Raw genomic sequence first — 10243 nt, forward strand, 5'->3', positions numbered from 1 at the left:
TCCCCATGTGAGAGTAGGGCACCGCCAGGTTAGCAAATACATAAATAGAATAAAGCAGAGTAGAATAAAAGATAAGAACCCCCAGTCGAAAGGCTGGGGGTTTTTCTATCTTTAAATTTCAAAAAATTAGTAAAACAGTATTTGTGTTTACCGATTACTCAATAGCAATACTGGGCAGAGACGGGGATACCTCTTGTCCTTACACCAGTACCTTATTTACTAAGATAGAATAAAAAATAATCAATTTACTCTCATTATAATGAACTTAAAGCAGGAGAAAAGTGTATGCTTATCCCAATTTTTGAAAATGGTAAGAAAATATATCAAGATAGCTCTGGTAATAAGTACCAGTATGATTTAACCAATTCAATGGATCAATTCTCTTATTCTACAGATCTCAGTGCACAAATGCGTGATAAATCATCTATTACGGCAACACGAAATCCAAATGGAGGGGGAATTTATGAGTAATTTCTTTAATTCTTTATTTTCTGATAAAGGAGAAATTAAAGGTATTGATAATCAATATTCTGTATCTGAAATCGTAGATATTCTTAAGGAAGAAGGTTATTCTATTAATGTAATACAAGATAATTTTTTGGTGTTTAGATTACAAGGTACGAATGTTGTAGTTGTTCCCCATGATGGAGGTGATATTCAATTTTTTATCATGTATGACGATGATGAGAACCGCTTTTCATTAAGAAAAGTGAATAAAATAAATATTGATTATAGACTCGGAAAATTTTATTTAACAGATGATGATAAATTAGGAATCGAGCTTCTTTTGCGCAATGATGGTAATGGTGTAACTAAGTCTCAAATTATTCAAGGACTATCAGATATTTCTTTATTAAATGGATTAGCTAAGAAAGAATTTTGGTAAGTTATTAGTTCCATATCCTAAGATCAAATCAAATATGCTGCAGGTTATTTTACATCTGTCTTAGAGGGAATTAAAAAAGTCTCCCAAATTCGAATATTAATCTAAGCCCCATTTGGGGCTTTTCTAGACATTCTTTCTTAGCTGTGCTATAATCCCGCTAAAATTCTACCCTTAAAAACAAGAGAAATTATGACCGCACTTAATGTATTAATTTATCCTGATGATCACTTAAAGGTTGTCTGTGAGCCTGTTACTGAAGTTAATGATGCAATTCGTAAAATTGTTGATGATATGTTTGATACGATGTATCAAGAGAAAGGTATTGGTTTAGCTGCACCTCAGGTGGATATTTTGCAACGTATTATTACTATTGATGTTGAAGGCGATAAACAGAATCAGTTTGTTTTGATTAACCCTGAAATTTTGGCTTCAGAAGGCGAAACGGGAATTGAAGAGGGGTGTTTATCCATTCCAGGGTTCCGTGCGTTGGTTCCTCGTAAAGAAAAAGTGACAGTGAGAGCGTTAGATCGTGATGGTAAAGAATTTACTTTAGATGCGGATGGTTTGCTTGCGATCTGTATTCAGCACGAGATCGATCATCTTAATGGAATTTTATTTGTTGATTATCTTTCTCCACTTAAACGCCAACGTATTAAAGAAAAGTTGATTAAATACAAGAAGCAGATTGCGAAAAGCTAAAACGTAGGGTGGGCTTTAGCCCAGCAATCATTTCAAAAAACGGTGGGCTTAAGCCCACCCTACTTCCTTTTTCCTATCAATTACCATAACGTAGGACATTATGAAATCACTTAATATTATTTTTGCGGGTACGCCAGATTTTGCTGCACAGCATTTACAAGCCATTCTAAATTCTCAACATAACGTGATCGCTGTTTATACGCAATCTGATAAACCAGCTGGTCGCGGTAAGAAATTGCAAGCAAGTCCTGTCAAGCAACTTGCTGAGCAAAATAACATTCCCGTTTATCAACCTAAATCCTTACGTAAAGAAGAAGCACAGTCTGAATTAAAAGCGTTAAATGCAGATGTAATGGTTGTTGTCGCTTATGGATTAATTTTACCGAAAGCTGTATTAGATGCCCCTCGTTTAGGTTGTTTGAATGTGCATGGTTCTATTCTTCCACGTTGGCGAGGTGCAGCACCAATTCAGCGTTCAATTTGGGCTGGCGATGTACAAACGGGTGTAACCATTATGCAAATGGATGAAGGTTTAGATACAGGCGATATGTTACATAAAGTCTATTGTGATATTTTACCGACTGAAACTTCAACGAGTCTTTATAACAAACTGGCAGAGCTTGCTCCATCAGTATTAATCGATGTTTTAGATAATCTTGAAAACAGTAAATTTATAGCGGAAAAACAAGATGGCAGCCAAAGTAATTATGCAGAAAAACTTTCCAAAGAAGAGGCACAATTAGATTGGTCACTTCCTGCAATGCAACTTGAGCGTAATATCCGCGCTTTTAATCCTTGGCCAATTGCCTATTTTTCAACAGAAGACAAGGATGGCAATGCACAAACTTTAAAAGTGTATCAAGCGGAAGTGTTGCCTCATCAAGATAAACCAGCGGGAACTATTTTAAGTGCGGATAAAAATGGCATTCAAATTGCGACTGTCGATGGCGTCTTAAACTTATTGCAATTACAACCTGCAGGTAAAAAGCCTATGTCTGCACAAGATTTATTAAATGGCCGTGCAGAATGGTTTACTATTGGTAAGGTGCTTGCATAATGAAAAAATTTTCTTCTAAAACTATCAAAGTAAAAAATTCAGTAAAAATGACCGCACTTTCGACCAGGGCTATTGCAGCAAACTTAATTTTGCAAGCATTGGATGAAGGTAAATCCTTGTCGGCGTTAATTCCAGAAGTGCAACTTTCTGTAAAAGCCCAAGATTTGCCCTTGCTACAAGAAATTTGTTTTGGCGTGTGTCGAGTATTGCCTCGCTTAGAGCAAATTATCAAACGTCTTGTGGATAAGCCGCTTAAAGGTAAAACTCGCATTGTTCATTGCCTGTTACTTGTAGGGTTATACCAATTGCTTTATATGCGAGTGCCTGCTCATGCGGCAGTTGATGAAGTTGTGAACGCAACAAAATCATTAAAATCTGATAGTTTTAGAGGATTAGTGAATGCGGTTTTGCGTAGATTTTTACGTGAACAAGATGAAATTTTGGCAATTATCGATAAAAATTGGCAAACGCTTCATCCTGAATGGTTCGTGAATAAATTAAAAAAAGCCTATCCGAATTGGCGTGAGATCATTGAGGCGAACAATCAGAAACCACCAATGTGGCTACGTGTGAATTCACAAAAAAATGCCCTCGAAACTTACCGCACTTTACTTGAGGAACAAGGTATTTCTGCAAAAACAAGTCACCATCCTAATGCACTATGTTTAGATATACCGATTGCGGTGCAAAAATTACCGCACTTTGAAGAAGGTGCTGTAACGGTACAAGATTTGAGTGCGCAATGGGCGGCAATGTTGCTTGAGCCTAAAAATGAGGAATGGATCCTTGATGCTTGCGCTGCACCCGGTGGTAAGACGACCCATATTTTAGAACTGGCACCTCAAGCTAATGTGATTGCATTAGATGTAGAATCTCATCGCTTAAAACGAGTAGAAGAAAATCTTGCACGTTTAAATCAGCAAGCGATAGTGGTTTGCGGCGATGCGAGTAAACCTGACGAATGGTTAGCTGAAATTGGTAAAAGTGCGGTGAAATTTGACCGAATTTTACTTGATGCACCTTGTTCTGCTACAGGGGTAATTCGACGCCACCCCGATATAAAATGGTTACGCAAAGAAACCGATATCGCTCAGCTTGTCGAATTACAGAAGAAAATCCTGAGTGCACTTTGGGAAAAACTGAAGCCAAACGGTGTTTTGCTTTATGCGACTTGTTCTGTATTGCCAGAAGAAAATTGCGAACAAATCCAAGCATTTTTAAATGCTCACGCAGATGCGGAGTTATTGCCATTACCTGTTAGTGATGATAAAAGTGCGGTGGGTTTTCAATTCATTCCACAACCAAATAGTGGAGATGGGTTCTATTATGCTAAATTGCTTAAACGAGCATAAAGGAGAGCGATAATGAAAATTATCATTTTGGGTGCAGGTCAGGTAGGAACGACGCTTGCAGAAAACTTAGTCAGTGAAGATAACGATATTACCTTAGTGGATAATGAATCTCCTCAGTTACAAACATTGCAAGAAAAGCACGATTTGCGTGTGGTACAAGGCTCTCCATCATCTCCAAAAGTGCTTCGTGACGCAGGCGCGGCAGATGCCGATTTAATGGTTGCCGTGACAGCCTCCGATGAAATCAATATGGTCGCTTGCCAAATGGGCTATACATTATTTAATACGCCAACGCGAATTGCACGTATCCGTAATTCAGAATATTTACGTGAAAAAGACAAGTTGTTCAACAATGAAAATATACCTATTGATCATTTAATTTCGCCTGAAAATCTTGTCACTGATGAAATTACGCGTTTAATTGCTTATCCAGGCGCATTACAAGTTGCCCATTTTGCCAATAATCGTATTAGTATTGTTGTAGTGAAAGCTTATTATGGGGGGGCTTTGGTTGGATATGCACTTTCCGCATTTCGCGAACATATGCCACATATTGATTGTCGTATTATGTCTATTTTACGTAATGGCAAACCGATTCGTCCACAAGGCTCAACCATTGTAGAAGCTGGCGATGAAATCACGTTTATTTGCGCTACTGAACATATTAAGGCGGTAATGGGAGAGTTACAACGTTTGGAGAAACCTTATAAGCGAGTAATGATTGTTGGTGGAGGAAATGTTGCTTTTGGCGTAGCAAAACGTTTGGAAAATTCTTGTACTGTAAAGCTTATTGAACGAGATTCAAACAGAGCGCAAGCCTTAGCAGAAAAGTTGCCAAAAACGTTAGTATTTAATGGAGATGCCTCAGACCAAAACTTGCTTTTTGAAGAACATATTGAAAGTGTGGATGTATTTCTTTCATTAAGTAGCGACGATGAAGCGAATATTATGTCAGCTTTGTTAGCCAAGCGTTTAGGTGCGAAAAAAGCAATGGTACTGATTCAACGGATTGCTTATATTAATCTTATTCAGGGAGGCACGATTGATATTGCGGTTTCTCCACAACAAGTAACGATTTCTGCTTTGTTAGGTCACGTGCGTAAAGGCGATGTAAAAAATGTGGCAACATTACGACATGGCATTGCCGAAGCCATTGAAATTGTTGCACACGGTAATGTGAATACTTCAAATATAGTAGGGCGAAAAATTGGTGAGTTGCGTTTGCCGATGGGAACCATTATTGGTGCTTTATTACGAGGGAATGATGTAATTATTGCTCGTCGTCAAGTGATTATTGAAGAAGGCGATCATATAGTGATTTATTTAAGTGATAAGAAAAATGTGCCAGAAATTGAGAAATTATTCCAACCAAGCGCATTCTTTATTTAGTTTTTTTACTTTTCAGAGTGATTTATTATAATAGTCGCTCTTTTTATGTAATTTTTGAAGGGGAACATTATTATGAATTTTATTAAAGAATTTCGCGAATTTGCAATGCGTGGCAATGTCGTAGATATGGCTATCGGTGTGATTATTGGTAGCGCATTTGGCAAGATCGTAAGTTCACTTGTTAGTGATATTTTTACGCCCGTGTTGGGGATTTTAACTGGTGGTATTGATTTCAAAGACATGAAATTTGTATTAGCACAAGCACAAGGCGATGTTCCTGCTGTTACTTTAAATTATGGTTTGTTTATTCAAAATGTGATTGATTTTATTATTATTGCTTTTGCAATCTTTATGATGATCAAAGTAATCAATAAGGTAAGAAAACCAGAGGAGAAAAAAACTGCACCAAAGGCAGAAACATTGCTTACTGAAATCCGTGATTTATTAAAGAATAAATAATATTTAAAGAATGAAAGTTAGCAGAAATGCTGACTTTTTTTATTACTATTTTTTAAGCTATAATCAGCCCTCAATTTTAGGGAAATAAAATGGAAAAATATAATAAACTTCGCATTGAATGGGATTGTCGCCGAGGAATGTTAGAGTTAGATAAAATCATAATGCCTTTTTATTTGAAGCATTTTGATGAATTAACAGATGACAAAAAAGATATATTTATTCGTTTATTAGCAAGTACAGATCTGCAGCTGTTTTCTTGGTTTTTTAATCGTGGTAAATCATCAGATTCAGAAATTCAATCTATGGTAGAGTATATCCAAAACGTACAAAAAATCACAACTAATTAAAATTATTAAGATACGTATGAACTTTTTTCACACACCTGTGTCTGAGATTGCAGCAAGAGCTTGCTGTCTTGAATATTAAGGCGTGTTAGATATTGGCATAGGAGAAATATGGCTGAACAGCTAACAGATCAGGCTTTGGTAGAAAGAGTGCAGCAAGGGGATAAGAAAGCCTTCAATTTGTTGGTTTCGCGTTATCAGAATAAAGTGGCGGGGCTTTTGACTCGCTATGTATCACGTAACGATATTCCTGATGTGGTGCAAGAATCCTTTATAAAAGCTTATCGCTCAATTGAATCTTTTCGTGGCGAAAGTGCTTTCTATACATGGCTTTATCGAATTGCCGTTAATACGGCAAAAAATTATTTAACGGCTCAAGGTCGCCGTCCACCAAATGAAGATATTTTGGCAGAAGATGCTGAAAATTATGATGTGGGTACGCACTTGCGGGATGTGGATACACCCGAAAATGAAATGTTGTCTAGTGAGTTAGAAAGAATTGTTTTTGATACTATTCATAACTTACCAGAAGATTTAAAAACCGCGATTACGTTACGAGAGCTAGAAGGTTTAAGTTACGAAGAGATTGCAGAAATTATGGATTGTCCTGTTGGTACGGTTCGTTCCCGAATCTTCCGAGCAAGGGAAATGATCGAAAATAAAATTCAACCTCTAATGTAGAGCGAATAAAAATTGGAGTTTACTATGCAAAAAGAGCAGCTTTCAGCCTATATGGATGGCGAACAAGTCAAAACTGACTTGACAGATGCTTTATTAAGAGACGAAGAATTACAAGCGTCTTGGCATTCATTTCATACCGTTCGTTCAGTAATGCGTAAAGAAAGTGCGGTCTTTTTAGGGGGGGATTTTACCGCTAAAATGGCAGATTTGATTGAGTTAGAAGACGTGAAGAAAGTCGATGTCATTGCGGTGTCTCAACCTGAACCAGAAGATGCACATAATTCTGCATTTATGCAAAAATTAAAGGCATTTTTTGCGCCAATGACGCAAGTTGCTGTTGCTGCTGGTGTATGTTTAGTGGCAGTACTTGGTGTTCAATCTTTCAATAGTAAAAACGAAGCGTCTAATTTACCTGAGGCTCCAGTATTGCAAACCTTGCCATTTAATAATGCGGTTCAAGAGGTTAGCTATAATGCGCCAAGTAAAGATACATTGACTTCAGATCAGCTTGAGAAAAAAAGTCGTCGTATTGGTGCAATGTTGCAAAACTATGAATTGCAACGTCGTATGCACTCTGATGCTAGCAGTCAAGTGAGATAAATTGGTTTCCTTTGTTCAGATTATTGATTCACCACCTAATTGTTATTTAGTGTGGTGAATTTTTATCCTTTAGATTTCTATGAAAAAAATCGCATTAAAATTTACCGCACTTTCTCTTTCTTTGCTATTAAGTAGCATTGCTTCTGCTGAAGAGCTTTCTGCGAAGCAGTCTTTAGATAAAATGACACAAGCATTGGATAATCTCAATTATGAAATTGCCTTTGTGCAAACTACTCCAGCAAATATGGATTCATTTCGTTATCGACATATCAAACAAGATAACAAAACCTACGCACAATTAGTTACTTTAGATGGTCGCCAGCAAGAAATTATTCAACGTGATAATTTAGTCAGTTATTTTCAGCCAAATGCTCAAGCATTTACGCTTAATAGTGGCAATATAGTTGATGCGATGCCTGCGGTTGTGCGTGCAAATTTTGATAAGCTTTCTTCTGATTATGATTTCGTAAAATTAGGTAAAGATCGCGTTGCTGGGCGTTTCGCTGATACGATTAGAATTGTTCCTAAAGATGATTTTCGGTATCAATATTTGGTGTTTATCGATGAAGAAAATGGCTTGTTATTACGCAGTGATATGCTTGATCGCGAAGGCAAGCTACTTGATCAATTTAGAGTTGTAACACTTTACATCGATGACAGATTGAGAGGATTAACGGATTATATTAACAAGGTATCATTGCCCCCTTTATTGAAAGAAAGTAAAAATGAACAAAGTTCAGATATAACTTGGTCTGCAGGTTGGTTGCCACAAGGTTTTTCTTTAATTCGATATACTCAAGAAATATTAGAAAATGAAATCATAGATAGCGCATTATATAGTGATGGCTTATTTACTTTTACGTTGTTTGTCTCTAATGTAAGCTCTAATGACCTACCAGAAAATACTTGGAAACAAGGGGCTTATACGATTTATAGCGAGGTCATCGGAGGAAAAGAAATTACTTTTATTGGGCAATTACCAATCTCGACGGCAAAACGCATTGTACAAGAAGTCAAATTTAGATAAAAAGTGCGGTAATTTTTTACGATATTTTTATCAATAACTGATTTTGAGTTAGGCATTGACTAAGATTCGCACGTTTTTACGTGCGAATTTTTATTTTCTTAATTTTATTAATTCTACTTGGTGATTGTGACCTTTTTTTAGAATTAGATTTGCTCGCTCACGAGTTGGAAGAATATTTTGATTAAGGTTTAACCCGTTAATTTCATCCCAAATTTTACTAGCGGTGGTAATGGATTCTTCTTTCGATAAATTGGCATAATGTTTAAAGTAAGAATTAGGATCGTTGAATGCGCTTTCGCGGAATTTCAGAAACCGTTTGATATACCATTCTTTCAATAATTTTTCTTCTGCATCAACATAAATAGAGAAATCAACAAAATCTGATACGAATGTTTGATTGGTTTTATTATTACCTGTTTGAAGTACATTCAAGCCCTCTAAAATAAGAATGTCAGGTTTATTTATCACATTAAATTTATCAGGAATAATATCATAGGTTAAATGCGAATAGATTGGTGCTTCCACCTCAGTTTTGCCAGATTTCACATCAGCTAAAAAATGAATAAGTTTGGGCGTATCATAAGAAATAGGGAAACCTTTTTTGTGTAAAAGATGATCTTTTTTTAGTTTTTCTAATGGATATAAAAAACCATCAGTAGTTATAAGATCTACTTTGCGCTCCGCTGGCCAATGGGAAAGAAGTGATTGGAGTATTCGTGCTGAAGTGCTTTTCCCTACCGCTACGCTACCTGCAATGCTAATGATATAAGGTACTTTTGTTTTATTACGCCCTAAAAAACGGTGTAAAACAGCTTGTCTGCGAAGGTTTTCGTCAATGTAATAATTAATTAAACGAGCTAATGGTAAATAAATCATACTGACTTCATCCAAAGATAGCTCTTCATTAAAACCTAAAAGCGGTTTAAGATCTTGTTCTGTAAGTTTTAGGGGGACAGATTTACGCAATTCTGCCCATTGTTTGCGGTTAAAACTTAAAAAAGGGGTTAGATTCATTGAGATATTATTGAGTCAAATAGACAATTGGAGAAAAATATACGCTATAAATAAAAATTTAGCATTCATTTTTCATTAAATGTGCACTAATTTGATTAAAAAATCACTTTTTTGATTGTGATTTAAACGAATAATCAAAAAAATAAACTTTTTTATAAAAAATACTTGTCAGTTAAAGTTTTTTCCATATAATACGCCTCACTTGCTTACGACACGCCGACTTAGCTCAGTAGGTAGAGCAACTGACTTGTAATCAGTAGGTCATCAGTTCGATTCCGATAGTCGGCACCATTCTTTCGTATCAAGTATTCATTTAGTGTGGAGGGGTTCCCGAGCGGCCAAAGGGGGCAGACTGTAAATCTGTTGGCTCAGCCTTCGAAGGTTCGAATCCTTCTCCCTCCACCATCTTTTAGATGGATCCTGATGGGACAGACGAATTTAGGACTTGCGGGCATCGTATAATGGCTATTACCTTAGCCTTCCAAGCTAATGATGCGGGTTCGATTCCCGCTGCCCGCTCCAGACGCTGATATAGCTCAGTTGGTAGAGTGCACCCTTGGTAAGGGTGAGGTCGGCGGTTCAAATCCGCCTATCAGCACCAGTCTTATAATTCCTCATCCTTATATCAATCAGCAAATAAATTTATTGGTTAATGTGGTTTAATTTACCCATCGATAACCGTGTCTATTTAGAGGGACTATTTCAATGTCTAAAGAAAAATTTGAACGTACAAAA

12 protein-coding genes and 4 tRNA genes are annotated in these 10243 nt (G+C 36.6%); 15 read left to right on the forward strand and 1 reads right to left on the reverse strand.

Features of this window, described 5'->3' with window-relative positions; translation table 11 throughout:
- Nucleotides 1-285 precede the first annotated feature (285 nt).
- From HMPREF2644_RS00010 to rseB, 11 genes are all read left to right on the forward strand, one after another.
- Entirely contained in the window at nucleotides 286-471 is a 186-nt protein-coding gene (locus tag HMPREF2644_RS00010; RefSeq protein WP_011272120.1) for a hypothetical protein, read from the forward strand.
- The gene (locus HMPREF2644_RS00015; protein WP_005667551.1) at nucleotides 464-886 is read left to right on the forward strand and encodes a YbjN domain-containing protein; all 423 of its coding nucleotides are present in this window, start codon (nucleotides 464-466) and stop codon (nucleotides 884-886) included. The genes HMPREF2644_RS00010 and HMPREF2644_RS00015 overlap by 8 nt, the downstream gene beginning before the upstream one ends.
- Nucleotides 887-1075: 189 nt before the next feature.
- Nucleotides 1076-1585, forward strand: coding sequence for a peptide deformylase (def, locus tag HMPREF2644_RS00020; RefSeq protein ID WP_005630900.1), 510 nt, complete (start codon nucleotides 1076-1078; stop codon nucleotides 1583-1585).
- 100 nt (nucleotides 1586-1685) lie between these two features.
- Nucleotides 1686-2642 (forward strand): methionyl-tRNA formyltransferase, encoded by a 957-nt coding sequence (gene fmt, locus HMPREF2644_RS00025; RefSeq protein WP_011272118.1) that lies wholly within the window; start codon nucleotides 1686-1688, stop codon nucleotides 2640-2642.
- The gene (gene rsmB / locus HMPREF2644_RS00030) at nucleotides 2642-3994 is read left to right on the forward strand and encodes a 16S rRNA (cytosine(967)-C(5))-methyltransferase RsmB (protein WP_011272117.1); all 1353 of its coding nucleotides are present in this window, start codon (nucleotides 2642-2644) and stop codon (nucleotides 3992-3994) included. Before fmt ends, rsmB begins: the two co-directional genes overlap by 1 nt.
- Nucleotides 3995-4006: 12 nt before the next feature.
- Entirely contained in the window at nucleotides 4007-5383 is a 1377-nt protein-coding gene (trkA, locus tag HMPREF2644_RS00035; RefSeq protein WP_005655192.1) for a Trk system potassium transporter TrkA, read from the forward strand.
- Between the two features lie 72 nt (nucleotides 5384-5455).
- Nucleotides 5456-5842 (forward strand): large-conductance mechanosensitive channel protein MscL, encoded by a 387-nt coding sequence (gene mscL, locus HMPREF2644_RS00040; RefSeq protein ID WP_005651263.1) that lies wholly within the window; start codon nucleotides 5456-5458, stop codon nucleotides 5840-5842.
- An 89-nt stretch (nucleotides 5843-5931) separates the two neighbouring features.
- Nucleotides 5932-6189, forward strand: a complete 258-nt coding sequence (locus HMPREF2644_RS00045; RefSeq protein ID WP_005672506.1) for an FAD assembly factor SdhE — start codon at nucleotides 5932-5934, stop codon at nucleotides 6187-6189.
- Between the two features lie 108 nt (nucleotides 6190-6297).
- Complete coding sequence (rpoE, locus tag HMPREF2644_RS00050; RefSeq protein ID WP_005655198.1) at nucleotides 6298-6867, forward strand: RNA polymerase sigma factor RpoE; 570 nt, start codon at nucleotides 6298-6300, stop codon at nucleotides 6865-6867.
- Nucleotides 6868-6891: 24 nt separating this feature from the next.
- On the forward strand, nucleotides 6892-7467 hold the full coding sequence (locus tag HMPREF2644_RS00055; protein ID WP_011272116.1) for a sigma-E factor negative regulatory protein: 576 nt from the start codon (nucleotides 6892-6894) through the stop codon (nucleotides 7465-7467).
- A gap of 79 nt (nucleotides 7468-7546) precedes the next feature.
- The gene (rseB, locus tag HMPREF2644_RS00060; protein WP_011272115.1) at nucleotides 7547-8494 is read left to right on the forward strand and encodes a sigma-E factor regulatory protein RseB; all 948 of its coding nucleotides are present in this window, start codon (nucleotides 7547-7549) and stop codon (nucleotides 8492-8494) included.
- A gap of 90 nt (nucleotides 8495-8584) precedes the next feature.
- On the opposite strand, the gene coaA is transcribed toward rseB, so the two are convergent.
- Entirely contained in the window at nucleotides 8585-9508 is a 924-nt protein-coding gene (gene coaA / locus HMPREF2644_RS00065; RefSeq protein WP_005655205.1) for a type I pantothenate kinase, read from the reverse strand.
- A gap of 215 nt (nucleotides 9509-9723) precedes the next feature.
- Between coaA and HMPREF2644_RS00070 the strand changes: the two genes are divergently transcribed.
- The 4 genes from HMPREF2644_RS00070 to HMPREF2644_RS00085 all read left to right on the forward strand — a co-directional run bounded on the left by HMPREF2644_RS00070 (nucleotide 9724) and on the right by HMPREF2644_RS00085 (nucleotide 10109).
- Nucleotides 9724-9799: transfer RNA gene (locus HMPREF2644_RS00070), tRNA-Thr, on the forward strand.
- A 29-nt stretch (nucleotides 9800-9828) separates the two neighbouring features.
- Nucleotides 9829-9913 (forward strand) — tRNA-Tyr (locus tag HMPREF2644_RS00075).
- A gap of 42 nt (nucleotides 9914-9955) precedes the next feature.
- Nucleotides 9956-10030: transfer RNA gene (locus tag HMPREF2644_RS00080), tRNA-Gly, on the forward strand.
- Between the two features lie 3 nt (nucleotides 10031-10033).
- Nucleotides 10034-10109 (forward strand) — tRNA-Thr (locus HMPREF2644_RS00085).
- The last annotated feature ends 134 nt before the right edge of the window (nucleotides 10110-10243 follow it).

The organism is Haemophilus sp. HMSC071C11, from assembly GCF_001837655.1.
In the GTDB taxonomy this organism is placed as follows: domain Bacteria; phylum Pseudomonadota; class Gammaproteobacteria; order Enterobacterales; family Pasteurellaceae; genus Haemophilus; species Haemophilus influenzae.

Excerpts from the sequence above, each read along its gene's own strand:
- rseB (WP_011272115.1), top strand. The coding sequence starts at position 7,547 with ATGAAAAAAATCGCATTAAAATTTACCGCACTTTCTCTTTCTTTGCTA.
- rpoE (WP_005655198.1), top strand. The coding sequence starts at position 6,298 with ATGGCTGAACAGCTAACAGATCAGGCTTTGGTAGAAAGAGTGCAGCAA.
- def (WP_005630900.1), top strand. The coding sequence starts at position 1,076 with ATGACCGCACTTAATGTATTAATTTATCCTGATGATCACTTAAAGGTT.
- HMPREF2644_RS00010 (WP_011272120.1), top strand. The coding sequence starts at position 286 with ATGCTTATCCCAATTTTTGAAAATGGTAAGAAAATATATCAAGATAGC.
- trkA (WP_005655192.1), top strand. The coding sequence starts at position 4,007 with ATGAAAATTATCATTTTGGGTGCAGGTCAGGTAGGAACGACGCTTGCA.
- HMPREF2644_RS00055 (WP_011272116.1), top strand. The coding sequence starts at position 6,892 with ATGCAAAAAGAGCAGCTTTCAGCCTATATGGATGGCGAACAAGTCAAA.
- HMPREF2644_RS00045 (WP_005672506.1), top strand. The coding sequence starts at position 5,932 with ATGGAAAAATATAATAAACTTCGCATTGAATGGGATTGTCGCCGAGGA.
- mscL (WP_005651263.1), top strand. The coding sequence starts at position 5,456 with ATGAATTTTATTAAAGAATTTCGCGAATTTGCAATGCGTGGCAATGTC.
- HMPREF2644_RS00015 (WP_005667551.1), top strand. The coding sequence starts at position 464 with ATGAGTAATTTCTTTAATTCTTTATTTTCTGATAAAGGAGAAATTAAA.
- coaA (WP_005655205.1), bottom strand. The coding sequence starts at position 9,508 with ATGAATCTAACCCCTTTTTTAAGTTTTAACCGCAAACAATGGGCAGAA.
- fmt (WP_011272118.1), top strand. The coding sequence starts at position 1,686 with ATGAAATCACTTAATATTATTTTTGCGGGTACGCCAGATTTTGCTGCA.
- rsmB (WP_011272117.1), top strand. The coding sequence starts at position 2,642 with ATGAAAAAATTTTCTTCTAAAACTATCAAAGTAAAAAATTCAGTAAAA.